General features: G+C 56.3%; 30 protein-coding genes and 1 pseudogene. 21 read left to right on the top strand and 10 right to left on the bottom strand.

Translation table 11 applies throughout. The annotated features are described in order from the left end of the window. Positions 1-3: 3 nt before the first annotated feature. From ACZ1G5_RS05485 to ACZ1G5_RS05475, 3 genes are read right to left on the bottom strand one after another with little or no spacing between them, the layout of a single operon-like run. Positions 4-1,173 (bottom strand): MalY/PatB family protein, encoded by a 1,170-nt coding sequence (locus ACZ1G5_RS05485; protein ID WP_472731888.1) that lies wholly within the window; start codon positions 1,171-1,173, stop codon positions 4-6. Between the two features lie 56 nt (positions 1,174-1,229). Continuing rightward, positions 1,230-1,436 (bottom strand): helix-turn-helix transcriptional regulator, encoded by a 207-nt coding sequence (locus ACZ1G5_RS05480; protein WP_472731887.1) that lies wholly within the window; start codon positions 1,434-1,436, stop codon positions 1,230-1,232. Then, complete coding sequence (locus ACZ1G5_RS05475) at positions 1,433-1,840, bottom strand: hypothetical protein (protein ID WP_472731886.1); 408 nt, start codon at positions 1,838-1,840, stop codon at positions 1,433-1,435. Before ACZ1G5_RS05475 ends, ACZ1G5_RS05480 begins: the two co-directional genes overlap by 4 nt. A 119-nt stretch (positions 1,841-1,959) precedes the next feature. Between ACZ1G5_RS05475 and def (ACZ1G5_RS05470) the strand changes: the two genes are divergently transcribed. The 17 genes and pseudogenes from def (ACZ1G5_RS05470) to ACZ1G5_RS05390 all read left to right on the top strand — a co-directional run bounded on the left by def (ACZ1G5_RS05470) (position 1,960) and on the right by ACZ1G5_RS05390 (position 13,856). Beyond that, a complete protein-coding gene (def, locus tag ACZ1G5_RS05470; RefSeq protein ID WP_472731885.1) occupies positions 1,960-2,481 on the top strand; it encodes a peptide deformylase in 522 nt (173 codons plus the stop codon). Between the two features lie 3 nt (positions 2,482-2,484). After that, complete coding sequence (gene def, locus ACZ1G5_RS05465) at positions 2,485-2,946, top strand: peptide deformylase (protein ID WP_472731884.1); 462 nt, start codon at positions 2,485-2,487, stop codon at positions 2,944-2,946. Further along, on the top strand, positions 2,943-3,443 hold the full coding sequence (gene def / locus ACZ1G5_RS05460; RefSeq protein WP_472731883.1) for a peptide deformylase: 501 nt from the start codon (positions 2,943-2,945) through the stop codon (positions 3,441-3,443). The genes def (ACZ1G5_RS05465) and def (ACZ1G5_RS05460) overlap by 4 nt, the downstream gene beginning before the upstream one ends. 50 nt (positions 3,444-3,493) lie before the next feature. Then, positions 3,494-3,972: pseudogene (locus ACZ1G5_RS05455) on the top strand (methionyl-tRNA formyltransferase); the annotation flags it as partial. Positions 3,973-4,002: 30 nt separating this feature from the next. Continuing rightward, a complete protein-coding gene (locus tag ACZ1G5_RS05450) occupies positions 4,003-4,392 on the top strand; it encodes a methionyl-tRNA formyltransferase (RefSeq protein ID WP_472734279.1) in 390 nt (129 codons plus the stop codon). Positions 4,393-4,606: 214 nt separating this feature from the next. Then, positions 4,607-4,987 (top strand): VOC family protein, encoded by a 381-nt coding sequence (locus ACZ1G5_RS05445; RefSeq protein WP_472731882.1) that lies wholly within the window; start codon positions 4,607-4,609, stop codon positions 4,985-4,987. Positions 4,988-5,050: 63 nt separating this feature from the next. Then, complete coding sequence (locus ACZ1G5_RS05440; protein ID WP_472731881.1) at positions 5,051-5,851, top strand: L,D-transpeptidase; 801 nt, start codon at positions 5,051-5,053, stop codon at positions 5,849-5,851. A gap of 130 nt (positions 5,852-5,981) precedes the next feature. After that, on the top strand, positions 5,982-7,061 hold the full coding sequence (locus ACZ1G5_RS05435) for a hypothetical protein (RefSeq protein ID WP_472731880.1): 1,080 nt from the start codon (positions 5,982-5,984) through the stop codon (positions 7,059-7,061). Beyond that, positions 7,058-7,261, top strand: a complete 204-nt coding sequence (locus ACZ1G5_RS05430) for a hypothetical protein (protein ID WP_472731879.1) — start codon at positions 7,058-7,060, stop codon at positions 7,259-7,261. Before ACZ1G5_RS05435 ends, ACZ1G5_RS05430 begins: the two co-directional genes overlap by 4 nt. 67 nt (positions 7,262-7,328) lie before the next feature. After that, the gene (locus tag ACZ1G5_RS05425) at positions 7,329-8,450 is read left to right on the top strand and encodes a hypothetical protein (RefSeq protein WP_472731878.1); all 1,122 of its coding nucleotides are present in this window, start codon (positions 7,329-7,331) and stop codon (positions 8,448-8,450) included. A 190-nt stretch (positions 8,451-8,640) separates the two neighbouring features. Next, positions 8,641-8,901 carry a hypothetical protein gene (locus ACZ1G5_RS05420; RefSeq protein ID WP_472731877.1) on the top strand — a complete coding sequence of 87 codons (261 nt, stop codon included), beginning with the start codon at positions 8,641-8,643 and terminating at the stop codon, positions 8,899-8,901. Between the two features lie 3 nt (positions 8,902-8,904). Then, complete coding sequence (locus ACZ1G5_RS05415; protein WP_472731876.1) at positions 8,905-10,845, top strand: AAA family ATPase; 1,941 nt, start codon at positions 8,905-8,907, stop codon at positions 10,843-10,845. 41 nt (positions 10,846-10,886) lie between these two features. After that, complete coding sequence (locus tag ACZ1G5_RS05410) at positions 10,887-11,165, top strand: hypothetical protein (RefSeq protein ID WP_472731875.1); 279 nt, start codon at positions 10,887-10,889, stop codon at positions 11,163-11,165. Next, complete coding sequence (locus ACZ1G5_RS05405; RefSeq protein WP_472731874.1) at positions 11,165-11,509, top strand: hypothetical protein; 345 nt, start codon at positions 11,165-11,167, stop codon at positions 11,507-11,509. The genes ACZ1G5_RS05410 and ACZ1G5_RS05405 overlap by 1 nt, the downstream gene beginning before the upstream one ends. Position 11,510: 1 nt before the next feature. Beyond that, positions 11,511-12,863, top strand: a complete 1,353-nt coding sequence (locus ACZ1G5_RS05400; protein WP_472731873.1) for a DUF6638 family protein — start codon at positions 11,511-11,513, stop codon at positions 12,861-12,863. Continuing rightward, entirely contained in the window at positions 12,863-13,138 is a 276-nt protein-coding gene (locus ACZ1G5_RS05395) for a hypothetical protein (RefSeq protein WP_472731872.1), read from the top strand. The genes ACZ1G5_RS05400 and ACZ1G5_RS05395 overlap by 1 nt, the downstream gene beginning before the upstream one ends. Before the next feature lie 10 nt (positions 13,139-13,148). After that, positions 13,149-13,856: a DUF1523 family protein gene (locus tag ACZ1G5_RS05390; protein ID WP_472731871.1), complete on the top strand. Its 708-nt coding sequence runs from the start codon at positions 13,149-13,151 to the stop codon at positions 13,854-13,856. 70 nt (positions 13,857-13,926) lie between these two features. Here the strand turns inward: ACZ1G5_RS05390 and ACZ1G5_RS05385 are convergent, their stop codons facing one another. From ACZ1G5_RS05385 to ACZ1G5_RS05365, 5 genes are all read right to left on the bottom strand, one after another. Further along, the gene (locus tag ACZ1G5_RS05385; protein WP_472731870.1) at positions 13,927-16,245 is read right to left on the bottom strand and encodes an aldehyde dehydrogenase family protein; all 2,319 of its coding nucleotides are present in this window, start codon (positions 16,243-16,245) and stop codon (positions 13,927-13,929) included. Beyond that, positions 16,242-16,391, bottom strand: a complete 150-nt coding sequence (locus tag ACZ1G5_RS05380; protein ID WP_472731869.1) for a hypothetical protein — start codon at positions 16,389-16,391, stop codon at positions 16,242-16,244. Before ACZ1G5_RS05380 ends, ACZ1G5_RS05385 begins: the two co-directional genes overlap by 4 nt. Before the next feature lie 111 nt (positions 16,392-16,502). Then, positions 16,503-17,402: a deoxyribose-phosphate aldolase gene (gene deoC / locus ACZ1G5_RS05375; RefSeq protein WP_472734278.1), complete on the bottom strand. Its 900-nt coding sequence runs from the start codon at positions 17,400-17,402 to the stop codon at positions 16,503-16,505. A 171-nt stretch (positions 17,403-17,573) separates the two neighbouring features. Beyond that, the gene (locus ACZ1G5_RS05370; protein ID WP_472731868.1) at positions 17,574-18,407 is read right to left on the bottom strand and encodes a helix-turn-helix transcriptional regulator; all 834 of its coding nucleotides are present in this window, start codon (positions 18,405-18,407) and stop codon (positions 17,574-17,576) included. 41 nt (positions 18,408-18,448) lie between these two features. Further along, on the bottom strand, positions 18,449-18,895 hold the full coding sequence (locus tag ACZ1G5_RS05365) for a DMT family transporter (RefSeq protein WP_472731867.1): 447 nt from the start codon (positions 18,893-18,895) through the stop codon (positions 18,449-18,451). 120 nt (positions 18,896-19,015) lie between these two features. On the opposite strand from ACZ1G5_RS05365, the gene rpe reads away from it, so the two are divergent. From rpe to ACZ1G5_RS05345, 4 genes are all read left to right on the top strand, one after another. Next, positions 19,016-19,693 (top strand): ribulose-phosphate 3-epimerase, encoded by a 678-nt coding sequence (gene rpe, locus ACZ1G5_RS05360; protein ID WP_472731866.1) that lies wholly within the window; start codon positions 19,016-19,018, stop codon positions 19,691-19,693. Between the two features lie 89 nt (positions 19,694-19,782). Further along, positions 19,783-21,219 carry a DUF4153 domain-containing protein gene (locus ACZ1G5_RS05355; protein ID WP_472731865.1) on the top strand — a complete coding sequence of 479 codons (1,437 nt, stop codon included), beginning with the start codon at positions 19,783-19,785 and terminating at the stop codon, positions 21,217-21,219. Beyond that, positions 21,216-21,896, top strand: a complete 681-nt coding sequence (locus tag ACZ1G5_RS05350; RefSeq protein WP_472731864.1) for a response regulator transcription factor — start codon at positions 21,216-21,218, stop codon at positions 21,894-21,896. Before ACZ1G5_RS05355 ends, ACZ1G5_RS05350 begins: the two co-directional genes overlap by 4 nt. Further along, entirely contained in the window at positions 21,881-22,813 is a 933-nt protein-coding gene (locus tag ACZ1G5_RS05345; protein WP_472731863.1) for a sensor histidine kinase, read from the top strand. Before ACZ1G5_RS05350 ends, ACZ1G5_RS05345 begins: the two co-directional genes overlap by 16 nt. Here the strand turns inward: ACZ1G5_RS05345 and bhcD are convergent. Then, positions 22,810-23,775, bottom strand: coding sequence for an iminosuccinate reductase BhcD (gene bhcD, locus ACZ1G5_RS05340; protein ID WP_472731862.1), 966 nt, complete (start codon positions 23,773-23,775; stop codon positions 22,810-22,812). The two genes, ACZ1G5_RS05345 and bhcD, sit on opposite strands and share 4 nt — an antisense overlap. Before the next feature lie 88 nt (positions 23,776-23,863). Further along, on the bottom strand, positions 23,864-25,027 hold the full coding sequence (bhcC, locus tag ACZ1G5_RS05335; protein ID WP_472731861.1) for a 3-hydroxy-D-aspartate aldolase BhcC: 1,164 nt from the start codon (positions 25,025-25,027) through the stop codon (positions 23,864-23,866). Positions 25,028-25,030 lie beyond the last annotated feature (3 nt).

The following is a 25,030-nucleotide window of genomic DNA, read 5'->3' as shown; positions in this document are numbered from 1 at the left end:
ACCCTATTGCAAATCCGCGAAGGCAGTCTGCATACGACGAACGGCATCTTTGATTTGTGCCTTTGGTGCCCCAAGATTGAACCGCAGGAAACTATCCCCGCCTGTACCGAAAGTGGGTCCATGGTTTGCGGCGATTTTGGCATTGTCCTGCACGCGTTCCGTGAACTCTTTTCGCGACATGCCTGTACCGGCGAAATCGACCCAAGCGAGATATGTCGCCTCTAGGTTCATCGATGACAGGCCGGGGATAGCGTTGATCCCTGCGTCAAAAATCTTGCGGTTTTCGTCAAGGTAGCTGCAGAGCGCGTCCACCCAAGCGGCCCCTTCAGGTGAGTAGGCTGCGGTGGCCATGAACAGTCCAAAACTGTTCGCCGACAGCCCCAGTGCGGCCATGCGCTTGGCAAAGCGCGCGCGCAGGTCGGGGTCTTCGATGATGACATTGCCAGAGTGGCTGCCTGCGATGTTGAACGTCTTGGTCGTGGCCGTCATCATGACCAAACGGTCCGTGATGCCGTCGATATGGGCCATTGGGATATGGGTTTGGCCGGGCATCGTCAGATCATGGTGGATTTCGTCAGAAACCAAGATCAACTCATGCCGTTTGGCGAATGCGGCAACGGCCTGCAACTCGGCCTTGCTCCAGACCCGCCCGCCGGGGTTATGCGGTGAGCAGAGGATGACCATCCGTTCGTTCCCGGTCATCTGAGCGTCGTAGGCGGTGAAATCCATCTCATAGCGGCCGTTGGTGTTCACTAATTCGCATTCGACAACCTGCCTGTCAGCGGCTTCGATCACGCGGGCGAAGGCGTGGTAGACGGGCGTAAACAGAACAATTCCATCGCCAGGGTTGGTGAAGGCGTCGACGCACATCGCTGTGCCGTTGACCAGCCCATGGGTGGTGAAAATCCACGCCGGATCAATCGCCCAGTTGTGTCGGGTTTCCATCCACCACTGGATCGCCGCCTTATATTTGCCGTCGTCGCCGAAGTAGCCATAGACACCGTGATCGACCATATCCTGCACGGATTTCTGGATGCAGGGGGCGGCAGCGAATTCCATATCGGCCACCCACATCGAGATACCTTCATCCGGGCTGACGCCATAAAGCGCCTCCATGCTGTCCCATTTGACGCAATGTGTGTTCCGGCGATCTGGGGCGTGGTCGAATGTCATGGCTTACTCCTGTCTTCACCGCGTCAAGCTAAGCGGCACGGCGGCGAGTGCAAGCGCTATTCCGGCAGTGCGAACAGATCGTGCACGCTGCAATCCAACGCATCGGCAAGTGTCAGGGCGAGCGTAGTTGAAGGAGTGAAGATGCCGTTTTCGATTGTATTGATCGTTTTGCGCGAAACGCCGATCAGATTGGCCAATTCCGCCTGGGTTAGATTGGCCTGCGTGCGGTGTGCACGCAGGTGGACGATCAGCTTTGTTGTCATTCGGCCCGGCCCCGCAGGACCGAAACAACGTAGTGCGCCGGTGGCACAGCGCCCAGCACTGGGCCCAACCAGTAGAATGCTGCGGCAGGGTCCATCCGGCCCGTCAGGCTGAGCGCCAAAAAAGCAAGAAAGACCCAAAGCACGGCCCAAAAGCCAAAGATGATGCTGTCGCGATGGGCAATGGTGTTTTGTTCATCCCAGGCCGCCTCTGCTGCGTCGGGGTACCGCAGGTGCAGGATGAACGAAAGTGCTGCATAGCCAAGTGCGACCGCGCCGATGATACCAGCCCAGACCAGTCCTGATGGCCCGATCGACAGGAATGCCGCGACAAGAGCGGCGAGTGTCGCAATGACAATTGCTGCACTTCCAAAAAGGCGGATGCGGCTGATAGGGTTTACAGACATGACTTCTCCTTTTCGCGTGTTGAGTAACCTATGGGTTACATAGTGGCGCTGATATGTAACGTCAAGGTTACATCGCTCAAGCGTTTGCATTTCTGCAAGTTGCGGCCTAAATCACTGCTATGGCTTTGCGAAATATCCTTATTCACCCCGATCCACGTCTTAAGAAGGTGGCGACACCTGTTGCAGATGTGACTGATGACTTGCGCCGGTTGGCCGATGATATGCTTGAGACGATGTATCATGCCCCGGGAATTGGCCTGGCCGGACCACAGGTTGCGGTGATGAGCCGTATCCTGGTGATGGATTGCGCAAAAGACGATGATGCCACGCCCGAACCGATGGTTCTGATCAATCCTGAAGTCGTCTGGACTTCGGAGGACACCAACGTCTACGAGGAGGGCTGTCTTTCAATCCCGGAGCAGTTCGCAGATGTAGAGCGGCCCACAGAGGTCGAAGTGACATGGTTAGCCCTTGATGGCCAAACCAAGCGCGAACGGTTTGACGGGTTGTGGGCCACTTGTGTCCAGCATGAAATTGACCATTTGGATGGCAAGCTGTTCATCGACTACCTTAAGCCGCTGAAGCGCCAGATGATCACCCGCAAGATGCAAAAGCTGAAACGCGAAATGGCGCGGGGCTAGGCCTTGGCTATCCGTCCGCTGCGCTTTGAGGGTGATCCGATATTGCAGGATATGGCCGCGCCCGTGACGGCCTTTGATGAGGGGTTGGCGAGCCTAATCCGCGATATGTTTGAAACGATGTATGCCGCACCGGGGCGTGGTTTGGCCGCGCCACAAATAGGCGTCAGTACCCGTGTCTTTGTTGTGGATACCACATGGAAAGAAGCTGATCCCGTGCCGATGATCTTTGTGAACCCCCAGATCACAGCGCGGTCTGAGGAAGAACGGGTTGGGGCCGAAGCGTGCTTATCTATCCCTGAAAAGAGTTTTGATGTCAGTCGTCCGATCTGGATCGACATGAAATGGCAGGATCTGGAAGGCGCATGGCAACAGGGTCGCTTTGATGGCGTGGAAGCTGTTTGTATTTGTCACGAGTTCGATCACCTTGAAGGTAGGCTGATCACCCAGACAGGAACCTTGCAATGACACACCGCCCCTTTGTGATGTGGCCACATCCGGCTTTGCGCACCCCTGCAACACCGGTGGCCGAGGTCACCGATGACGTGCGCGCCATTTGGGATGAGATGATTGTGGCCATGGATATGATGCCCGGTGTCGGGCTGGCCGCGCCGCAGTTGGGCGTTGATATGGCTTTGGCGGTTGTGGATGCTTCGCAAGAACGCGGGCAGGCTATTCGGATGGCAAACCCGTCCATCCTACATAGCAGTGTTGAACCGCGCGATCACGAAGAAGGCTCACCCAATTTGCCGGGGGTTTGGGCCAAGGTCACGCGGCCCCGCGCTGTTACGGTGCGGTTTCTGAATGCTGATGGGCAGTGGGACCGGCAGGATTTTGTCGGGTTATGGGCCACGTCGGTGCAGCATCAGATTGATCATTTGGCCGGTAAGATGTTCTTTGATCACCTAACGCGGGTGAAACGGGATATGTTGATTAAGAAATCGGCGAAGGCGCGACGTGGCTAGTGTCGGATTGCCTCCGGCGGAAGTTTGATTGGACGAAGAAAGTCAGGGCGATGCGTATAATCTTTATGGGGACACCTGATTTTTCGGTGTCAGTGTTGGATGCGGTGGTGGATGCCGGCCATGACGTCGTGGCCGTCTATTGTCAGCCGCCACGTCCGGCAGGGCGCGGCAAGAAAGACCGCCCTTCGCCTGTGCAGGTACGGGCGGAAGCTTCGGGACTGGAGGTCCGCTATCCTGTCTCGCTGAAAGGCGAAGACGAGCAGGCGGCGTTTGCCGAACTAGCCGCAGATGTCGCAGTCGTCGTGGCCTATGGGCTGATCTTGCCGCAGGCGATTTTGGATGCACCTAAGGCGGGGTGCCTGAACATTCACGCCTCGCTTTTACCTCGGTGGCGGGGGCGGCCCCCATTCACCGCGCGATCATGGCGGGGGATGTAGAAACCGGTGTTTGCATCATGCAGATGGAAGCTGGTCTGGATACTGGGCCGGTTCTGCTGCGCGCGGCGACACCGATTGGTGCCGAAGAAACAACCGGCACATTGCACGATCGTCTATCGCGGATGGGTGCTGAGCAAATCGTTCAAGCGCTTGAGAGACTGACTGATCTGCGCCCGCAAATGCAGCCAGAGATTGGCGTGACCTATGCCGCCAAGATCGACAAGTCCGAGGCACGAATTGATTGGGCCAAACCTGCAAATCAGGTTGATCGGTTGATCCGCGGTTTGTCTCCTTTCCCTGGCGCTTGGTGCGAAGTGAATGGTGAGAGGCTCAAGCTGCTGGGATCACGGATCGCCGATGGTGCAGGTCAACCGGGGCAGGTGCTGGGTGGATTCACGATTGCCTGCGGAAATGGTGCGGTTGAGGTCACGGTGGCGCAACGTCCGGGCAAGAAAGCGATGCCTGCCGACGAGGTGTTGAAGGGGCTCGATCTTGGTGATCGGCTGGGTTAACTCTTCGATATCCTTACGTAATCGTTGTAGGTTGCTGCAATCGATGCGAGGGTCTGTCCGAAATCAGATCAATTCCATGTAGCGGATCTCGCGACGTGGAACCGGGCAAGTTATGCCGGTGATCACGGGACAACGGCAGCGCAGGTGGCCTTGGCTTGGCTGCTGGTAAAGGGACATATCGTTATTTCGTTAGCGGGTGACGTTGTCTTGGCGGATGATCTCATTCACCTTCATATGCGCCGAACGGATCGGCCGTGCTGTCCGGTTTGGGACACCGCATGAGCATACCATTCACCCGGGTGCCGCCGCTGCCATTCCACCAATCGCTGGCGGGCGCAATGTTGATCATGTTTGCATCGCAACAAGTCCATTCGATCACGATGCTGTGCGCGATCACTTGTCATTGCATGGTGTGACAATCGAACCCGAGGTGGTACATGGTGGCGCACGGGGGATGGCCATTCAATCTATGTCTTTGATTCTGTTTGGAAATAAGCCTGACATCAAGGGGCCCGCCGAATACCCCGATGGCCGCTCGTTGGGTGTTGTCACCCGCATGTTACGACGTCATACAGATTTGCGAAAACTCGCCTGAGTAGCATTTTGCCCTTCTCGGTCAGAGTGTTATGAGGGGATTCGGAATTTCCAAGGTGAACAGATGACGTTTTTGACGAATTTAAGCCGCCGGTCTTTTGCGGCAATGGCCCTGGCAAGCACAGCGGCCGCCTGTGCGCCGCGTGTGCCAAGCACTGAGATTGAGCCAACGCCTGAGCAGGAGGCGTCGTTCATAGAAGGTTACGGCCCGATTGAGGATTCTGGCTTTATCCTGCCGGGCATCCCGTCGAAGTATTTGCAGGGCGTCAATCGTCGTATGTCGGGGCTATATAATGGCGAAGCCGCACCCAATACGCTGGACGTCGACCCGTATGCGAAGTTTCTCTACCACGTGCGCCCGGATGGGACGACGACGCGTTATCCTGTTGGTGTGGGCCGGGCGGGCCGCTCAATCCGCGGCACGACAACCATGAAAATTAAACGTAAATGGCCGGGATGGACGCCAACACAGAATATGTTGCGAACAGAACCAGAGGTTTATGGTGACTTCCGCGCCGGTATTCCGGGCGGATTGCGCAGCCCGCTTGGCGCGCGCGCGCTTTATTTGTTCCGGGGTAGTCGTGACACCCACTATCGCATTCACGGCACGAATGATCTTGAGTCCATCGGCAACTCAGGATCGGCGGGCTGTATCCGGATGTTCAATCAGGACGTTATTCATCTCTACAATCAGATAGAGGCACCGATGAAGGTGGTTATCCGATCACCAGAAGAGTCGATGCGGGTCGATCCAGAGAATTTTGGCCGCGGGATTGAACTGCCGCCCAAGATCATCTCTGCCGAAGAATTGCTTGGGCCAGAGGCCGAGGCTTCTGACCGCCCACCTGTTTTTGACGACGTATAAAGCCTTTTCTTTATGTCGATACCGGGTCAAACTTGCGCCTGAAAAGGCCTGCATTCGCACGGCCCTAGGTTGAAAACTACGGCAACAGTGCTTACGTATCTGTTATCAAAGAAAAAATGAGGGATCGTATATGGCGAATTTTGAGACACAGATTAAGGACAGCCAGGCACAGGTTGCCGAGGCACAAAGCAAAATCTCTGAGCTGACCAGCCGGATTGAGACAGCACGCACCAAGATGGCAGAAGGCACTGATATCTCAGTTGATATCGAAAACGCCAGTTTGGAAGACGTGCATGCCCATACCGAGCTGATGAATGCCAATATTGCTGAACTGATCATGGGTCTTGATGACGTCACAACGGCCTTTTCCAAAGACTTTGACGAAATGCGATCCAAGACCGGTATGGAAAGCCTTGTCGGCTTTTTCAGCAAGGGCAAAGCGGACAGCATGCGTCAGGAACGGATGCGCACAGCATCCATTGATGACAAATTGCAGGATTTGATCAGCAAATCCGACGTGATCATGAAGCTGCTTGAAGGTCAGCTGGTTGTTCTGAACGAACAAAAGGCCAGCGTTGAAAAGAACCTTGGTGGTACGCTGGAAGAGCGTGAGATGACCGTGGGCGAATTGGAGGCCCTGCGCACAGATATCCTTGCGATGGACCCCAAGATTATCGCGCTTGAGAACAAGATTTCCGTTGAACAGGATGCCGCTGCGCGCACCAAGCTGGAAACAGAATTGGCCGCGCTGAATGGCCAGTACAACGAGATGGTGCAAAACGAACAGGTGCAACTGGCGAAGTCCCAGACGCTTGAGCGCTATATCGAAAAGGGCAAAACCTGGATCGACAGTTTGCAGAACCAGGCGGCCACACAGATGGTGCTGATCAACAAACTGCAGACAGATACCAAGCAGCGCGTTGTCCTTTATGATGCTTTGTCGAAGTCGTTGAAGACCGCACAGCAGCAGGATGTGGCGCACCAAATCAACGAGATTGGCGTGAAAACCGACCAAGAGGCGCAGTCAGCGATGGCGGCGATTGGGTCGGCCACGAACGCCCGGATGACCGATATGTTGGAAGCGCACGAGGACCATATGGTCTTTGCCCGCGAAGTGTTGGAGCAGAAAGCGAAAGCGGATGAACGCTTTGTCCGTCGCTTCCAGGAGATTGTCCGGAAGCACGATAGCAATCAGTATGGGGCGGAATGAAGCGCCGACTTAAGGTTGCGCTTGTTTTGCTTTGTATCGGCGGCGTGGCGATATGGCTGAGCGCGTTTCTGGGTGCGCCGTTTTACTGGTATATCCCTGGTATAGTAATCGGTATCTTCGCTCTCGCTTATGTTAGTGGTGATGCTGGCGCTGATCGCAGTGGCTTTGGTAAGTCGGGTGATGGGTCAGGGGGTGGCTGAAGTGGGCAGTGATTTGCTTTTTCTGACTGACGGCAGTTTCCGGCGTAGTTTTGGGTCGCTTTGAGCCATGACCACACCTGACCTCCAAGCCGACCACATGAAGCTGGAAGATACCCGCGTTACGCGCCGGTATTTTGGCAAGTTTTCCAAAATCACGGGCTACCTGACGAAGGTTGCCGCAACGATGGAGGCTGAAGGCCGTTTTGGTCGCAAAGAGATTGAGGTGATGGCCCGCTATCTCGTGGGCCTCAACTGGACCTTTACCGCACTGTCGCACAAGTACCATTTTGCGGGGCGCTTTGCCCATTCCGGCAACCTGACGTTTGACCGGGTTGAGAGCGGCTTTCCCGTCTATCAAGAGCTGTTGGAGATGGCGAATGATGCGCTGCAGGCGGATCGCCACCTGGAAGCGCAACCGAGTGCTGCTGCGCTGAAAGACCAGATGGTGCGGGTGATCCTGAGTGAACAGGAAATCCCGACAAAGCTGCAATATGCTTTGTCGCAGCGGCTGTATTACGAGGAACTTTCGCGCGGTGACCAGTTTTGGGCGCGGAATGATCCACAGTCTGTGTGGTTGGGCAATGATGCGGACCGTCGCCGTTTCTTGGTGCATTGGGCGGTTTATGACAGTCAGGTGAACCTGCCGACGATCTATCTGATGGAGGTCGAAGATACAGGGCGTACCGGCTTGCCAAAGGACGAGCGTCGCTGGCCCGAGGCGCAAGCGCATCTTATGGCGCAGTCGCTGGCACACCTAAAGCTGCTGACAATTGCGAAGGGGTTTGATGAGGATTTCGGCGACCTACACCCGACACGTCTGCGCCGGTTTCACATAGGCCCGATGTACAGCAATGCCTTTACCCGGCAGTCAGGGCCGTTGCGGGATGTGTTGAAGGCTGCCAACGCGCCGGACGGCGAAGACTGGGCGTTGGTGTGGACCGAGGAAGAATTGATATCCGAACGCGTTGAAAACGTGAAAACCGGCTGGTTTGGATCGGTGGAACGCCAGATATTCGCGCTTGATCCCTTTGAGGGTGGCGGTGCCGAAGCGGGTGCAACCCGGATGGAGCGGTCTTTGATTATGCCAGAGCGGCCCTATCAGGCGCTGGCAGAACGCAACCCTGCGGGCTTTCGCGATGTGCGCAAGTTTGTGGTGAGCGAAAGCGGGCGGGTGCTGAGTTATAAATAGGGCAGATCACGATACCTGAGGCGCGTTGCGCGGATTATGTTGAGACGTTTGACGATTTGATAGAGGCGGTAGCCATTCTTAGTGAGCGTATATTTTGAGAGTATCGAAAATCCTGAATAAAACTTGCCTTGTTAGCGCAGCCGTTTTGGCAGGCTGCACAAACTTGGTGTACCCCAGCGGAGACGATATCGTGAATGACCGTGTCGACACATCGCGTAGTGCGTTGGAAAATCAGGGATTTGTAAGTGTTCGGCCAGATATTTCATACGGACCTGTTAGCGGTACCGCTTGTATCCAAAAGATACGTGGGGGTGCGCTCGCCGGTTTGGACTACGTCCGTGTTTGCTATGGCAACGAAGTGACCGTAACTGGTGTGTATTCAAAGCAAACGCATGCGCATATGTGGAAAGAATTGCGCGCTGACGATGCGGTCGCAGACAAAGAGGGATAACGAATGAGCCAATCAAGCGATCAAATGGAGCTGCGTGAAGACGATATCCGCAAGCATTACATTCCTGCAGCAGAGATGTTGATGCAGCTTGACCACGCGCCGCGGTTGGCGAAAGCGCGGTTATCTTTGGAGACGCCCGAGAAATCGCCCGATGTTGCAGCCGCCCGTCGTCGTTTCCGCTCAACCACGCCGGGGCTTTTGTCGCGGACGTCGGCCCCTTCGGGTGGCGTGCGCCTGTTGGACCGGATTGCCGAGAGCGACGACGATGATCCGCTGACCTCGCCTGCGCAGGCGGCGGTGGCGCATGCCTTGCGCCGGGCCCTGTCGATTGCTTTGACTGTTGCCGATGCGTTTTCCGATCAGACCGCCCTGACCGAACTGAAGCGTATCAATCTGGAAGGGCGCTTGCCGCAAGATCGCTCTGTTGAGTTTGGCGAGTATCTGGCGGCAGAGTCGCTGGTCGCGCTTTATACGTTTGCCAATGCGACGTCATTTTTGCTGGCGACCCAAGCGGGTGAGCAGAGCGTTGATGTCGGTAGCGTGGACGAGGTTCTGACCGACAATGCCCCGCTCGCCCTGCATGGTGCGATTTGGGAGTTGGATCAAAAGCTGGGCCAGTTCGCCAAGGATGAGCCGACCCTGATCGCGACCATGTTGGCCTTTGCCGAGAAGCTGATGGAGAAAGTCGCCCTGCGTGCCTCGACTGCGGGGCGTTTGGCGTCGTTCAATGCCGCGTCTTGGCGGGTTGAGGCAGATGATTTTGTTGTCCAAGGCTTCACGCCCGCGCGTAAGGCTAAGGGCTCTGCCCTGACCATGACCTTCAAGAAGCCCAATGAGGTTGTGGGCAACCATATCGCGAAATATCAGGCGATGAAGTTGTCGAAAATGCTGATGGCCTATGATTTTGAACGCAAGCTGAACCCTTTTGCCGAACTGGGCGGGTTTATCTTTACGTTTATGGGCGATGGCGCGCCCGGCACCGGTAAAACTACGCTGATCCAGATGATGGCGGGGCTGGTGAATGAGTACTGTCAGACTGCAGGCTATCCGTTTCGGTATCAGAACCTTTCGACTGATAATATCGACAGCTATCAGGGTAAGTCGGGCCAGAACGCGAAGGCCTTCATCAACAATGTGCTGGATCCCGGTGTGATCGGCTTTGGAACGATTGACGATATTGACCAGTTGGCCGGTAAGCGTGGTGATCGTCAGTCATCTGCCGGGCAGTTGGAGATTACCGCCGTGCTGATGGAAAGCTTTGCGGGGGCCAATACGGTTGTCCGCGGGAATTGCACCTTTGGCATGTTCTCGAACTATCCAGAAAATGTGGATGATGCGCTGCGCCAGCGTGCCGGCGCGCGCTTCTTGGTGGATGGGCCGCAGACGCGCGACGATTATATCGACATCCTGTATCTGCTGATGGGCAAGAACCATGACATCCCCGTGGGTGCGCATGAGGTATTCAGTGCGCAAGAGATCAAAAAGGCGGTTGCTGCGTCTTTCGAAGGTCATGCGCGGCCGCATGAAGAGGGGCTGATGCGGGTGTTTGACAAGGTCCATGGTGAGGTTGGTGAGTTGGATACGATTGCAAAGCTGGGCACCTACCTGAAGGGTATTCAAGAAGCAGACCCCCGGTTTACCGGTCGCGCGATCAAGAACATCACCGATGCGGTAAAGGTCCGGGCGATGGATTTTGAACTGCCGGATGAATGGATGGAAGAGCCTGATCTATTCCTGTTCAAGGATTATGACACCAAGAAGGGGATGATTTCAGAGCTGCGTCAACCGATCACGGTCGACATGGTGGTGCAGGAAATTAACCGCTATGCGGACAGTGAATTCCGTTATGCGGATAAGTCGGATGAGGTCGCGATTGAAAATATGGTCCGTGACTTTGGCAGACAGGAGATTGCCAAGAAGCGGTATCTGGAGGGGAAGGGGTGATAGTTCTTATCATCCTTTATGCGATATCCATTCTTGTCCTCGTGATCCTTGGTATTGGTTTTGCCGTCAATGCAAAGCGTGCAAACGTTGAAAGCACAATCGCACCTAGAATGAGCTTTTTGATGGGTGCGGTCAAAATGACTGGCGTGACCGTCGTTGTCGCTGCGTTCTTTTCGGTCTTTGTAAGTTTGAATGGCGTCACATTTGAAACGGCGATTCAGGCAATACAATATACCGGCATTTTGACGGCTTATCTGGCTGTTTTTTGGATGCCTGCATACTCCCTCAGTTTTTGGGCCACTAAAAGGGAGTCCTTGTGATGGGTGAGGTATTCTCTGATAGCTTATTTCTTCCGGCGCTCTTGCTCGCTGTCACCGCATTCGCAGTGCCACGCTTGCTGAGCTTTGTCCTGCCAGAAGGTGTAGCACCCCTTATGCTGAATGCTTTCCTATCTACGGTGCTGCTGTTTGTGATTTCGGCATTGTTTTTCTTCTGCCTTTACCTCTGGCAGGGTCTGAGCGTCGCAGACATCGCAGAACCCGGTATTCTAGCCAACATCCAGTTCTTTGGAAAACTGGGATTGATTTCGGGCATCATCTGGGCGCCCATCATGTTGTTGTCCGTCGCGGGCTTGCCGCGCAAATGGGTCAAGGAGACGTGGTAAGATGCATCGCTTGATCGAAAAAGGATTGATGTTTGGCAATCTGATCCGGGTGGACTCTCCGGTTCTGGTGGAACGGTACAATCGTGCGCTGAAACATCTTTCGGGACGTCAAACGGCCCTAGAGGTGTTCCATATTGATATTTCTGGATACTCTCCTGAGATTGGTGATGAGCTGGGTGATCTGCTTTACCTCAATCATCAAGGCGTTAACCGCCAGTTTATCTTGCTCAGCACAGAGCAGGCGAGTGCGCCACTGTTGAATGCTAAGTTCTCGACCTCTCGCGGTATTTTGCGGCAGTTCATCGAGGAAAACCGCGCGCAGCTTTTTGCCCTGACTGCGCGTGATGCTGTTGCGGGAGAACTGGTCAATTCGGTGTACCTCGCGGATACGCCAGCAAAGCTATTTGATATCCGAAAAATCGGGGTTGAGGCGGACACAACGAGCGGAACGGTCGCTGCGGCAGCTAAGCTGGGGGAGATGATAGATCGTTTCAAGGATGAGCCTGACGGATGGCACGATGACGTCCTGATCGCGCAGATGATTGGTATGGCCAAGCAGACCGGCGATGTCGTGCGCAACCCCGTCGCGCTGCGTCAAATGTCATTCCTGCAAGATAACTTTTGGACCGATCATTTTGGCGGCATGTATGTCTTTCGTGGCGTGCCGCATCCCGCCGCGATTGTCGCGGGCGCAAAAGAAGATATTGGTGATCTGCCGATCCCGTTCACCTGTGATCTCAATGACCGTTCCGCCATTGCAAAGTTCCTGACGCTGAATGATTTGGTGGAGCCGATCATGGAGGCGCGCGGCGTCGATTCAGCTGCCATTTTGCATCAAAAGATGGACTTCATCGTCGCCTCGGTGGCGGCTGAAATGAAAGAAGACCTTACAGGGGCTACCCGCCGTGATCTACGTCGGTTGGGCCGTCAGTATGCCGAGCGGTTGCCGCAGGCCTGGCAAGGGCTGGCGGCCCTTGTGCGCTGGGCCGAAGAAGACGGACCGTGGCCAACAATTACGTCAGAGCATCCCGCGTACTTCTATACCTTGCGAGCCAAGAAACATCCTGATGCGGACCTTGTGAACATGCTGCTGGCCGAACTAACACCGCTGGACATTCGCCAGCTCTTTATCTGCCACAAGGAAATCTTTTACCGTGCTTATGCCGGTTGGACCGATGAAAAGCGGACCTATGTCGTAGATTTTCTTGACCGCGAGTACCAAGTCGATAAAGCAGGAACGCGAAAGGCACTGTTCGGACATGAGGCTTCGATGACAGAAATGCCGCGGGTGACGCAGCCTGATTTGATATCGCGCGTCGGACCGTGGAGCGCGGTGACGAGGGGGAGACGCTGATGGGATTTATCAAACTCGTGGTTTTTGGGTTTATCGGGCTGAGTGTCATCTATTTTTCTGTCTCGCTCTATTCGCGGTCGGTCCGCAAAGAGCGGCTGGAAGATCAGTTTGATGAACAACACCCCGATGGTGGCGAAAAAGGCGCGCGTGACGCTTTTGTGTTGCAGGGCATGCAAGCTTACAACAACTCAATCCGGCCCAAATTGATCGGTCTTGTCTATGTGGTGCCGACCGTTGTGATTACTGCGATTGTCTATACCATCAACGCCAACTGAGGATTTTGACATGAAACGTTTCAAGATGGTCGTTCGGGTGCTGGCGTTGCTATTGGCGGGGTCCTTCCTGCACTATGTTTTGCCGCAGCACGACATCGTGCAGATCAGCCAGGCGGAGCCGCGCCGCACTGACTTTGGCTCATTCAATCGTTGGTTCTATGCGCAAGCGGACAGCGGTAGTGCTGAGCTGGAAAACCGTGATATTTTCTACATTTTTACCGAGAAGAAAGAGACGTTCCTGCTAGGATTTATCCCTCGTGACACGACTGAAACGATGGTCTATCGCAACGAGGACACTGGCTGGATTTGGCCACCCTATTTTAAGTTCGACAGCTCGAACCTGCATGGACAGGCGACTGTCCAAGCCGGGCGGTTCACTGGGAGCGGTGATGGCAACTGGGCTGTGATTACGCACTATGGCTGGCGCATTCCGTTCCTGTCCATATTTCCAAATGCAGTGAATATCGAACCGGTCGACAGCCCGGATGTGCGCATTATTCCGTGGTTTAATATTTTCTTTTTCGTCTTTTTGGCGGTCGCCATCGTCTTCATCCGGGCGGCGTGGCGGCAGTTTCGCGAACGCTCGGTTGATCCGCTGCTCGATGCGGCGGGCGATCAATATGATGAGGTGCAGGCCGGTGTGGCAGAACGCAAGGGCCGGATCAGCCGTTGGTTGGGCACCTGGCGCGATAAGAACAAGAACCGTCCTGTCAAATAAGTGTTGCTTGGGGGCGCTGCCCCCGCCTACGGCTCCCCCGAGGTATTTTTGAACATGAGAAGATCAGGGGCTATTCGCCGTAGGGGATCCAGATGTTTTTGACCTCAGTGCTGGCGGCAAGGTACGCGGCGGTTGAGGGTGTGACGGCCTTGCCGTTGTTCACCCAAGTCCGTTTGAGGTTCCCGGCGCTGGCCTTCTCAATCTCTGCGCTCAGATCAGTGCTGGAGAATGACCAGACTGCATCAATGTCGAGGTGTTTGGCCAATGTCGGCGCAAGCTCGGCATGGCTGCCGGTGATGATGTTCACCACACCTGCGGGTACATCAGAGGTTTCTAGCACTTGATAGAAATCGGTCGCAGCCAGTGGGAATGGCTCGCTGGCTGCAAGGATCACGCGGTTGCCCATGGCGATAGCCGGGGCCATGGCGTTGATTAGTCCGGCAAGTGGTGCTGCGTCATCGCAAAGGATGCCAAGATTGCCGACCGGTTCTTTCATCGCCAAGGCGACCCCGCGAATGGGCACACCATGGGCTTGGCCGTCGTATTTGTCTGCCCAAGCGGCATAGGTAAAGAGGGTGCGAATACTGGTTTCGACCTCATCAGCGCCGCTGCGCCCGCCTGTCATCTGGTTGATACGTGTGGCGAATTCATCGGCGCGCGCCAATAGGTTCTCGGCGATGTAGTAAAGGATTTGTGCGCGTAAGTGGCCTGTGGTTTTCGACCAGCTTTTGGCTGCGTTGCTGGCCTCAACCGCGTTGCGGACATCCTTGCGGTTGGCGATCGAGGCATGCCCCAAAAGTTTGCCGCGCGGGCTATAGACCGGGTTGGAATAGCCCCCATCAGGGCGCGCTTGTTTGCCCCCGATATAGAGCTTGGCTGTCCGGTCCAGCGGATCAGCAGGGTGGCCGTCCTCGGTTGTGAAGGCGTCGATTTTCTTCAGCGGTTTGGCTGTGCCTTTTGGCTTAGTATAGCCTGCCAGACCTTCCCAGCCGCCTTCGCGCCCGAACCCACTTTCGCGCACACCGCCAAATCCGGCGGCCGCGTCCATCATGTTGGTCCCGTTCACCCAAACGATGCCAGCGGCCAGTTTCGGCGCAATATCAAGGGCGAGGTTGATGTTTTCGGACCAGACTGATGCGGCGAGCCCGTAGCGTGTGTTGTTTGCAATTTCGACTGCTTCGACGGGTGTGCGGAAGGTTGTTGCGGCTAGCACCGGACCGAAGATCTCTTCCTGCATCAAGGTGGATGCGGGCGACAGACCTGTGATCAGGGTGGGGGGATAGAAACACCCGTCTGGCGCGGTGGTCTGATAGGTTTCGCCTTCTGTGTTGGCGCTGACCATGCGGGTGATCTGGTCCAGTTGCACTGGATCCACAATGGCACCGACGTCGATGCACTTATCCAGCGGATCACCGATGCGCAGCCCGTCCATGCGGGTCTTGAGCTTGGCATAGAACCTGTCAGCAATCCCTTCTTGGACCAGCAGGCGCGAGCCGGCGCAGCAGACTTGGCCTTGGTTGAACCAGATCGCATCGACGAGGCCCTCGACGGCGCTGTCAATATCTGCGTCGTCGAACACGATGTAGGGGGATTTGCCGCCCAGTTCGAGCGATAGCGCTTTGCCCGATCCGGCGGTCGCTTCACGAATTTTGCGCCCGACTTCGGTGGAGCCGGTGAAAGCGATTTTGTCGACAGCCGCATCAACCAAAGCCGCCCCCGTTTCGCCGTCGCCGGTGACAATGTTCACAACACCGGGTGGCACGCCTGCTTCGGTGCAAATCTCGGCAAAGATCATTGCGGTGAGTGATGTGTATTCCGCCGGTTTCAGGACCACCGTGTTGCCCATCGCCAAAGCAGGCGCGATTTTCCACGCCAGCATGAGCAGGGGGAAGTTCCAAGGGATGATTTGCCCGCACACACCCAGCGCTTCGCGATCGGACAGTTCGGCTTTCATCAATTGGGCAAAGCCTGCGTGGTGATAGAAATGCCGGATCGCGAGCGGCACGTCGATGTCGCGGCTTTCGCGGATCGGTTTGCCATTGTCCAAGGTTTCCATCACGGCCAGCAGGCGGCTATGTTTTTGCATCAAACGGGCAATGGCATAGAGGACGCGGGCGCGCTTGTGGCCGGACTTGGCCCATGCAGGCTGCACTTTGCGGGCGGCGGCAACGGCTGTCGCGATCTCTTCGGCTGTGCCTTTGGTCACACCGGCCAGCTTTACGCCAGTTGCCGGGTTGTTGGACGCAAAGTCATCGCGCAATGGACCCCATTTGCCGTTGATATAGTGGCCTGCGATGCCGCCACGGTCGGCGAGCCAAGTTAGCGCCTCAGCGCTGCTTTCGGGGGCGGGGCCGTAGTCCATGGTGTCGAAGATTTCTTTGATGGTCATTGATCGTCCTCCTCGGTGGAAGGCTCACACCAATAGCGGACCTTCACACCCTCTTGGTTCTGGAACAAGTCAGCAGCGATCCAACAGTTACCGGAATTGTACTCGGCTCCGTTATCGGTATCGAAGGTGGCTACATGGATACGCATTGATTGGTCCAAGGTGGAATTTCTCATCAGTTTGAGTTCGCTTTCTTCCGCATGGACAACCTGGGGCATACCGCAGCAAATCATAGCTGTTATTTGGAGCAGTTTCATCGCTCATCCAATCGCGTGCCGCCAAGACGCCGAATAGGCCCCTGTGACGTGATGTTCGAGTTGCCGCTCAATGTCGCCCAGCAGGCTGGACGCGCCAAAGCGAAAGAGGTCGGGTTGCAGCCAGCGGTCGCCGAGTTCGTCTTTGATCATGCTCAGGTAGACCAGCGCGTCCTTGGTCTTGCTTATCCCGCCCGCGGGTTTGTAGCCGACTTTGATCCCTGTCCGGTCCTGATAATCGCGGATTGCGCGGATCATGGTCAGGGTGACGGGCAGGGTCGCATTGACGGGTTCTTTGCCGGTCGAGGTTTTGATGAAATCCGCCCCCGCCATCATGCAGACCAGTGAGGCCCGCGCGACGTTGCGCAGCGTGCCGAGCTCGCCTGTGGCAAGGATCGCTTTGACATGGGCATCGCCGCAGGCGGCCCGCATCTCTTTCATCTCGTCATAGAGCGCTTGCCAGTTGCCGGTCAGCACATGGCGGCGGCTGATCACGATGTCGATTTCCGCAGCACCGGCGGCGACGCTTTCGCCGATTTCAGCAATCCGCAAGTGAAAGGGTGACAGACCTGCGGGAAAGCCGGTGGAGACGGCCGCAACCGGAATGTTGGTCCCTTGCAAGGCATCAACCGCTGTTGGCACCATATCGTGGTAGACGCAGATTGCCCCAGTTGTCAGGCCTTTCATGCCAAGTGCATTAAGGATCGGTTCGGCAACGGGCTGGCGCGCTTTGGCGCAAAGCCTGCGCACGCGGCCTTCGCTATCGTCACCTGAAAGCGTGGTCAGATCCATCAGGCTGACAGCCTTGCACAGCCATGCGGCTTGGTAGTCTTTCTTCACACTGCGCCTGCCGGGCAGTGTCTTTGCCCGCCTTTCGATGGCCGAGGTATTCGCCTGCACCGCCATGACCCAATCAAGGTCAAGTGGGACGCCGTCGTTGCGTGGTTCGTGGATCTGCGGCAACTGAGATGTTGCAAGTGTTGGGGTCTGGGTGGTCTGCAAGGTGGCCTCCTGCGGTGCCGGATAAGCGTGGCACTTTGACCCTCTATTGGCAAGTTTTGACCGAATGATCAAATATTAAGTCGGCTGCACGACCTGCCTTTGGAACTTTTGACGGTACTGTAGCGGTGTAAGTCCATAGGCCTGCCGAAAGAGCTTGTGAAAATGGGACATGTTCGGGATACCGCAGTCCGCCGCAATTTCGCTGATCGGCTCACTGTCTGTTGTTAGGGCACGGGCGGCGTGCTGCATGCGAATTTGGTTCACGTAATCTGACGGCGTCAGTCCAAGATGTTTGCGCATACTGCGGCTGACATGCGGGTGCGCCTTGTTTGCGATTTTGACCAATCCGGCAGAGCCTTCACGAAATACCTCAGGCGTCCTTGCCGCGCGGCATGCCTTGGCCAGCCACAAGGGGACGTCACTGGCAAAAGCGTCAGCCGTCAGATCTGCACAAAGCGGGAGAAGAAATGCTTCGGCCGCCAATGTGTCACACAGGCTGTTTTCCAGCTGTACCGCTGCATGATTCAGTGTCGCCAATTGCCGGATATCCCGTTGGGTCCGAACCGGGCCGTTTTGCGACCAGAAAAGGTGGCCATTGACGCTTGGGTGCCTTCTGGCGAGCGCCTTGACCGTCGTCGGGTGCACACAAAGCGACACGACAAGCGCGTGTTCGCCGCGCCCTTGGAGAGCGTGCTTCTGGCCGGGGCGCAAAAACACGACATCACCTTCTGCCAGCGTATCCGTCCGGTCCGCCAAATGATGCCGTACTTTGCCGTTTTGCACCCAAAACAGTTCGAAAAAGTCATGATCGTGCAGAGATTTAGGACGTGCCGCAGTCAAGGTTGCGCGGGTTAGATGGATCTGGGCGCCGGCTTGCAAGATATCTTTGTGATACAGTTTCTGTGCCATAGGTTCCGTTAGCACATGTTTTTCTGCGTTGCAGCACAAATCTATCTATATGACAGAACAACGCCCAAAGCGACAAAGCCGACTGATGCGATCCGCGTCGCGCTGATATCGCGTGCGGCCAGCCCAAGCATGCCGGCAGAATCGATAGCAAGAGCAGCGATCATTTGTCCAAGGATCATGGCGGAAAACATGGTGACGACCCCCAGTCGCGGCACTGACCAAATCGCAGCTAGTACCCAAATTGCCCCAAGCGCGCCACCCGTCAGCGCCCACCACGGGATAGCACGGAATTCGGTCAAACCGGGGCTGGTCCCCCGACTTATGGCAATGGCACTCAGCAATAAGAAACCGACACCGAATGATATGGCCGCAGCCCAGACCGGATCTCCGATACTGTTGGCCAAAGCTGCGTTGATGGGTGCCTGAAAGGCGAGCGCTGCACCAACGCCGATGATCAAGATGGTTACTGAGATAATAAGAAAATTCATTAAAATACCCTCACTAAAATACCAATCAGCGTGCGCGCTGCCTGAATTTTAGGCAATGCGGGTATTCCGGACCCTGACGACATCATGCTATGGCGCGAACAACAGCAACTGAGGTGCCCCATGCCATTTGATCGTTCCATCAAGATCGCCCCGTCGATCCTGTCCGCTGATTTCGCGAACTTCGGGCTGGAGTGTGAGGCGGTCGAGGCTCAAGGCGCTGACTGGGTCCATGTGGATGTCATGGACGGTCATTTTGTGCCCAACATCACCTTTGGCCCTGCGACCTGTGCTGCGATCCGGCCACATATCAAAGGTGTCATGGACGTTCATTTGATGATCACGCCGGTTGATCCCTACATCGAAGGCTTCGCCGAGGCTGGCGCTGATATCATTACCGCCCATGTCGAGGCCGGACCGCATATTCACCGCACTTTGCAGGCAATCCGCGGGGCGGGGGCCAAGGCAGGTGTCGCACTGAACCCCGGCACGCCAGCGTCGTCGGTTGAGATGCTGCTGGATATGGTTGATCTGGTTTGCGTGATGACTGTGAACCCCGGTTTTGGTGGCCAAAAATTCATCCGCAGTCAGGTTGAGAAGGTGCGCCAGCTGCGCGAGATGATCGGTGACCGCCCCATTCACATCGAGATCGATGGCGGGATTGATCCGACGACCGCACCTTTGGTGGCTGCTGCGGGGGCCGATGTTCTGGTCGCGGGCTCCGCCGTGTTCCGTGGTGGGTCTGTCACTAATCCGGCCCCTTACGGCGAGAATATTCGCGCTATTCGCGACGCCATCTAAGCCTTCTGCATAAAAACTGCACGTTTGCGCAGGTGGCTTTGCACGCCATCCCCGTAGGTCCTTTCTGACAAGAACAGAAAGGGACAGTTATGGTTGTGCGAGGAATTCCGCATCGGATTGCGAAGGACGCGTGGTGGTTGGATGACGAGGTGCCGCCGCGGGGGTTGCGGGCGTGGCCTGTCTTGATTGCAGCCTTGATATTGGCGGATTTCTTGATCTGGGGCGTGCGGCCGGGATTTGGCATCGCAGTTTGGATGCTGGCGATGGGTGGCGCGATTGCTCTGACAGTGTTGCATCGGCTGGAGGCCGGGCGTCTGGTGCGGGCCTCTGCTGTCTTGCTGCTGGCAGTATTGCCACTGGTCGAGGTTGTGCAAATCAACACCCTGTTGGTGGCATTGCTGGGGCTTTATGTCTTTGGCGTCATGGTCACCACGCAACATTTGGAGGATGCAGCCCTCTGGCGCGCGGTGGTACGTTTGCCAGGCTATGGCATCGGCCAGTCCGTCCGCGATGCTTTGGCTATCCGTGTTGCGGCACCGTCCAAGGGAAGCTTCCGTCAGGTTCTCTTTGACTGGGCTCTGCCTGTGGGTGTTGGTGGCATCTTTCTGATCCTGCTTATGGCCGCAAACCCGCTAATCGACCGTTGGTTTCTGGCCTTGGGTGATTTTGATCTCGACTTTCTGCCCAGAACCGAGCGGGTCGTTTTCTGGGTTGTCTTGGTCCTCATCGCTTGGCCGCTTCTGCGGCTTGTGCAGATGATGCCGTCGCTCACACGCCGCAAGCCGAGCGTGATCGGCAGATGTCGCTCTGGATTGTTAAACGAACGGTCAGTGGGACGCGCGCTTGTGACGTTCAATGTGATTTTCATGGTTCAAACGACACTGGATATCGGCATTCTTTGGGGCGGTGTCGCTTTGCCCCAAGGTATGACCTACGCCAACTACGCGCATCGCGGTGCCTATCCATTGTTGGCGACAGCATTGATGGCGGGCATGTTTGCTTTGATGGCGCAGCCTTATCTGGGCACTGGGTCCGGCGTGCGCCGGTTGCTTTATCTGTGGATTGCCCAAACTGTGATCTTGGTGATTTCATCCATCCTGCGACTGGATCTTTATGTTGATGTTTACGGGCTGACGCGATTGCGGGTCGCGGCCTTTGTCTGGATGATTGTTGTGGCTTTGGGACTTGTTCTGATCATCATGCAGATGGTTGGCCGCCATAGCGTTGGGTGGTTCTTGCAACGCGCCTTTGGGCTGGGCCTCCTGGCGATCTATCTGTGCAATCTGGTGAACATCGATGGGCATATCGCCCGCCATAATCTTGCCGATGATCGTGAGAATGACCGTTATCTTTGCCTTTTGAGCGAAGGGGCCGTTCCCGCGATCATCGCCTATCAGGAAACCACGAACGAGCATCTTTGCTTTCATAGCGAAACCCGTTTGTCGCAACGTGACGATTGGCGCGAATGGGGCTACCGCAATGCGCGTCTGCGCCGTAGTTTGGCGGCACTGGAGGAAGCACAATGATCTTGGTTGCTGATGACGATGCCCAAATTCGCGATGTCGTGCGGATTGCATTGACCCAAGCGGGGCTGGGTGTGGCCGAGGCGGAAGATGGTCGCGTGGCGCTGGAAAAGGCCGAGAGCCTGCGCCCAGACTTGATCATCCTCGACATAGGGATGCCAGAGATGGATGGGTTAGAGGTGTGCCGTGCGTTGCGCAAAACCTCTGACGTGCCGATTCTTTTTCTGACCGCCCAAGCGGATGAGATTGACCGGGTTGTAGGGTTGGAACTGGGCGCGGACGACTATGTTTCCAAACCGTTCTCGCCACGTGAATTGGTGGCACGGGTCCGTGCGATCCTGAAACGCAGCCACGGTGAGGTCGCGGAACAGGCGGTGATGCGCCGTGGTATCATCAGTGTCGATCCTGCCCGACATCAATGCCATGTGAATGACGCTACTGTCACGCTGACCTCGCGCGAGATGGACCTGCTGGAACGTCTAATCGGACGCCCTGACCACGTCATGTCACGCCCGCAATTGGTTGATGCGATTTACGGCACCAATATCAACGTAAGTGACCGGACGATGGACAGCCATTTGCGTAATTTGCGCAGCAAGCTTGCCAGCGCGGGTTGTCCGGACGCGATTGAAACGGTGCACGGTGTTGGCATCAGGATGGGCGCATGCCGCGGCGTGTGACGGCCAAATGGCGCCCCCCTCTGGCGTTGGTTCTAGGGGGCACGTTGGCAGCGGTTTTCTTTTTGCCGCTGGTTGGTATTGCCTATTTCCGGGTTGCAGGTGGGGTGCTGGGGTGGCGTGAAACCTCGGGCATGATCGCGATGATGGCCTTTGTGGCGACTGGCATCTTGGGGGCGTTACTGTGGCGTCTGGTCTTGCGCCCCGTGCGCGCGTTGACCGCTTATGCGCGGCAAGAGGGTGAGGCCGATCCGCCAACGCATTTTGGCACGCCTGAGTTTTCCCAATTGGGGCGGGCGCTGCTGGAAATGACTTCTGTTTTGCGGGGGCGCGAGGCTGTTTTGCGCACCTATGCTGATCATGTGACGCATGAACTAAAGTCTCCGCTGACAGGCATTCAAGGTGCGGCTGAACTGTTACAGAACCCTGACCTGGCAGATGCAGATCGTGCCAAGCTCTTGCAGGGGATCACCGAAAATACGCAACGGATGGAAGCGTTGCTGGACGGTCAGCGCGCCTTGGCCCGCGCGCAAGAGGTTGTGCCTGCGGGCACCTGCCTGTTGTCGGAAGCCTTGCGTGGATATCCCGCCGCCACAATGACGGCGGATGGTATTGTGCAATTGCCCCTGCAGGTCATGGAGGTCGTGCTGACCCATTTGATGGGCAATGCTTTGGCCCATGGTGCCACGGAAGTGGCGTTTCATCTTGAGGGTGATGTGCTGATCGTGGCCGACAATGGTCCGGGGATCAGCGCAGGCAATCGAGATCGCATATTTGATCCGTTCTTTACCACGCGCCGCGCAGCAGGTGGCACAGGCATGGGCTTGCCGATTGTGCAGCGGATGTTGCGGGCGCAGGGTGCTGACATCCAGCTGTTGGATCAGCCGGGTGCCGCGTTTGAGATCAGCTTGCCTGTTTAGAAATCAACGATTGTTGCGATCCCTTTTTCAACCGCCAGATCAACGACTGAAGACGCAACCGCCAAATCCTGCAGGCCCACGCCCGTGCCATCAAAGATGGTGATTTCATCGTCCGAAGTCCGGCCCGGATGGGTGCCGTTGATGACCGCACCCAGTTCATTCACATCGCTTTGCTGGATCAGGCCTTCGGCGATCGCGTGCTGCGCCTCACCGATGCTGATGGATTGCGCGACCTCGTCGGTAAAGACGGTGGCGTTCGCCAAGAGGGCTGCCTCGACCTCTTGCTTGCCCTTGGTGTCGGTGCCCATGCAGGCGATATGCGTGCCGGGGGCGATGTGGCTTGCCATGATCGTCGGGGCGAAGGTGGAGGTGATGGAGATCACGACGTCAGCTTCGGCCATACCGTCAAGCTCTACTGCCTCAAAAGGAACGCCTGCCTCTTGCGCGACCTTTTCGATATTGGGCAACATTTCGGGGTGGTAATTCCAGCCAATGACTTTCTCAAAGTCACGTTGTTCTAGGGCGGCACGCAGTTGGAACGTCGCCTGATGGCCCGCACCCACCATGCCCATGACCCTCGCATTTTTGCGTGCCAAGTGCTTGATGGAAACCGAAGAGGCCGCCGCGGTCCGCAGTGCCGTCAACAGGTTGCCACCCACCATTGCCTTGACCATGCCTGTATCGGGGTCGAACAAAAAGACGGTTGACTGGTGATTGATGTGCCCGTGTTTCTCAAGATTGTTGGGCCAATACCCACCTGCCTTCAGGCCCAGTGCCATCCCTGCCTTATCGAACCCACCTTTGAAGCCGTAGAGCGCATCTTCGTGGCTGATGGCCTCGCGGATTACGGGAAAATTATATGCGTCGCCTTTGGACATTGACGCAAAAACGCTTTCTACAGCGGTAAAGGCATCAGCACGGTTCAGTAGGCCTGCCATCTCTTTTTCGGGAACGATAATCATCTTGGTCTTCCTTAAAATTCGGGCCGGCCCTGCGACCGACCCTTTGTCTTTCTTCGTCCAATCAAACTTCCCCCGGAGGGTCCTAAGATCAGTAGGCTTTGCCGCGTGCCGATACTGGCCACAGCGTTTCTACTTTGCCGTCGCGCACGCCAACGTACCAATCATGCACGTTGCAGGTCGGGTCACAGTGACCGGGTACGAGCTTGAGTTTGTCATTAACCTTCAACACACCGTCAGGGTCAGCGACAACGCCGTGTTCGTCGGAACATTTGACGTATTCCACGTCGGTGCGCCCAAAGATTGTGGGCAGGCCACTGTCAACTGATTGCGCTTTCAGACCAGCGTCTACGATGGCTTTGTCGGCCTTTGCGTGGCTCATCACGGATGTCAGGATAAACAGCGCATTTTCCCACTCGCCCCGGTCAATGCGGTTGCCGTCTTTGTCGAGGATGCGTCCGTAATCGGCGTCCATGAAGGCGTAGGACCCACACTGCAATTCGTTGAACACACCTGAGGCGCTTTCAAAGTAGTAAGACCCAGTGCCGCCACCGCCGACGATGTCGCTCTCAATACCCTCTGCCTTCAGCATCTCCAGCGTTTCAGCCACTTGATCAATCGCGATCTGGGTCTTGCTCTGACGCTCTTCATATGAATCAAGATGCTGCATGGCGCCTTGATAGGCCTGGATGCCTGCGTATTTCAGGCCCGGTGCGGCATCAATGGCTTTCGCCAGTTCAACAACGGGCTGACCATATTGCACGCCACAGCGGCCTGCACCCACGTCGATTTCGACGAGGCATTCGATCTGGGTGCCATGCTTCATCGCAGCGGCAGACAGGTCCGCCACATTGTCGATGTCGTCCACGCAGCAGATCGCGCGCGCGCCCAGCTTGGGCAGACGCGCCAAACGGTCGATCTTTTCTGGCTGACGCACTTGGTTGGAGACCAGCACATCCTTGATGCCGCCGCGCGCGAAGACTTCGGCCTCGGACACCTTTTGGCAGCACACACCAACGGATCCGCCCAGCTTTTCCTGCAACAGGGCTACGTCCACCGACTTATGCATCTTGCCATGCACCCGGTGGCGCATGCCATGCGACTTGGCAAAGTCGCCCATCTTCTTGATGTTGCGTTCCAGCGCATCCAGGTCCAGTACCAGGCAGGGCGTCTGGATATCCGCTTCGTCCATGCCGGGCAGGGCCGGTACGTCATAACCGACTTCGAGGTTTTTGAGGTTGCTCATATCATTCATGGT

This window comes from Yoonia sp. JB2-21 (genome assembly GCF_055693545.1).
This window is presented reverse-complemented; position numbering and strand designations above follow the sequence as displayed.

Excerpts from the sequence above, each read along its gene's own strand:
- ACZ1G5_RS05485 (WP_472731888.1), bottom strand. The coding sequence starts at position 1,173 with ATGACATTCGACCACGCCCCAGATCGCCGGAACACACATTGCGTCAAA.
- ACZ1G5_RS05480 (WP_472731887.1), bottom strand. The coding sequence starts at position 1,436 with ATGACAACAAAGCTGATCGTCCACCTGCGTGCACACCGCACGCAGGCC.
- ACZ1G5_RS05475 (WP_472731886.1), bottom strand. The coding sequence starts at position 1,840 with ATGTCTGTAAACCCTATCAGCCGCATCCGCCTTTTTGGAAGTGCAGCA.
- def (WP_472731885.1), top strand. The coding sequence starts at position 1,960 with ATGGCTTTGCGAAATATCCTTATTCACCCCGATCCACGTCTTAAGAAG.
- def (WP_472731883.1), top strand. The coding sequence starts at position 2,943 with ATGACACACCGCCCCTTTGTGATGTGGCCACATCCGGCTTTGCGCACC.
- ACZ1G5_RS05450 (WP_472734279.1), top strand. The coding sequence starts at position 4,003 with ATGGGTGCTGAGCAAATCGTTCAAGCGCTTGAGAGACTGACTGATCTG.
- ACZ1G5_RS05445 (WP_472731882.1), top strand. The coding sequence starts at position 4,607 with ATGATCTCATTCACCTTCATATGCGCCGAACGGATCGGCCGTGCTGTC.
- ACZ1G5_RS05440 (WP_472731881.1), top strand. The coding sequence starts at position 5,051 with ATGACGTTTTTGACGAATTTAAGCCGCCGGTCTTTTGCGGCAATGGCC.
- ACZ1G5_RS05435 (WP_472731880.1), top strand. The coding sequence starts at position 5,982 with ATGGCGAATTTTGAGACACAGATTAAGGACAGCCAGGCACAGGTTGCC.
- ACZ1G5_RS05430 (WP_472731879.1), top strand. The coding sequence starts at position 7,058 with ATGAAGCGCCGACTTAAGGTTGCGCTTGTTTTGCTTTGTATCGGCGGC.
- ACZ1G5_RS05425 (WP_472731878.1), top strand. The coding sequence starts at position 7,329 with ATGACCACACCTGACCTCCAAGCCGACCACATGAAGCTGGAAGATACC.
- ACZ1G5_RS05415 (WP_472731876.1), top strand. The coding sequence starts at position 8,905 with ATGAGCCAATCAAGCGATCAAATGGAGCTGCGTGAAGACGATATCCGC.
- ACZ1G5_RS05405 (WP_472731874.1), top strand. The coding sequence starts at position 11,165 with ATGGGTGAGGTATTCTCTGATAGCTTATTTCTTCCGGCGCTCTTGCTC.
- ACZ1G5_RS05400 (WP_472731873.1), top strand. The coding sequence starts at position 11,511 with ATGCATCGCTTGATCGAAAAAGGATTGATGTTTGGCAATCTGATCCGG.
- ACZ1G5_RS05395 (WP_472731872.1), top strand. The coding sequence starts at position 12,863 with ATGGGATTTATCAAACTCGTGGTTTTTGGGTTTATCGGGCTGAGTGTC.
- ACZ1G5_RS05390 (WP_472731871.1), top strand. The coding sequence starts at position 13,149 with ATGAAACGTTTCAAGATGGTCGTTCGGGTGCTGGCGTTGCTATTGGCG.
- ACZ1G5_RS05385 (WP_472731870.1), bottom strand. The coding sequence starts at position 16,245 with ATGACCATCAAAGAAATCTTCGACACCATGGACTACGGCCCCGCCCCC.
- ACZ1G5_RS05380 (WP_472731869.1), bottom strand. The coding sequence starts at position 16,391 with ATGCGTATCCATGTAGCCACCTTCGATACCGATAACGGAGCCGAGTAC.
- deoC (WP_472734278.1), bottom strand. The coding sequence starts at position 17,402 with ATGGCGGTGCAGGCGAATACCTCGGCCATCGAAAGGCGGGCAAAGACA.
- ACZ1G5_RS05370 (WP_472731868.1), bottom strand. The coding sequence starts at position 18,407 with ATGGCACAGAAACTGTATCACAAAGATATCTTGCAAGCCGGCGCCCAG.
- ACZ1G5_RS05365 (WP_472731867.1), bottom strand. The coding sequence starts at position 18,895 with ATGAATTTTCTTATTATCTCAGTAACCATCTTGATCATCGGCGTTGGT.
- rpe (WP_472731866.1), top strand. The coding sequence starts at position 19,016 with ATGCCATTTGATCGTTCCATCAAGATCGCCCCGTCGATCCTGTCCGCT.
- ACZ1G5_RS05355 (WP_472731865.1), top strand. The coding sequence starts at position 19,783 with ATGGTTGTGCGAGGAATTCCGCATCGGATTGCGAAGGACGCGTGGTGG.
- ACZ1G5_RS05350 (WP_472731864.1), top strand. The coding sequence starts at position 21,216 with ATGATCTTGGTTGCTGATGACGATGCCCAAATTCGCGATGTCGTGCGG.
- ACZ1G5_RS05345 (WP_472731863.1), top strand. The coding sequence starts at position 21,881 with ATGCCGCGGCGTGTGACGGCCAAATGGCGCCCCCCTCTGGCGTTGGTT.
- bhcD (WP_472731862.1), bottom strand. The coding sequence starts at position 23,775 with ATGATTATCGTTCCCGAAAAAGAGATGGCAGGCCTACTGAACCGTGCT.
- bhcC (WP_472731861.1), bottom strand. The coding sequence starts at position 25,027 with ATGAATGATATGAGCAACCTCAAAAACCTCGAAGTCGGTTATGACGTA.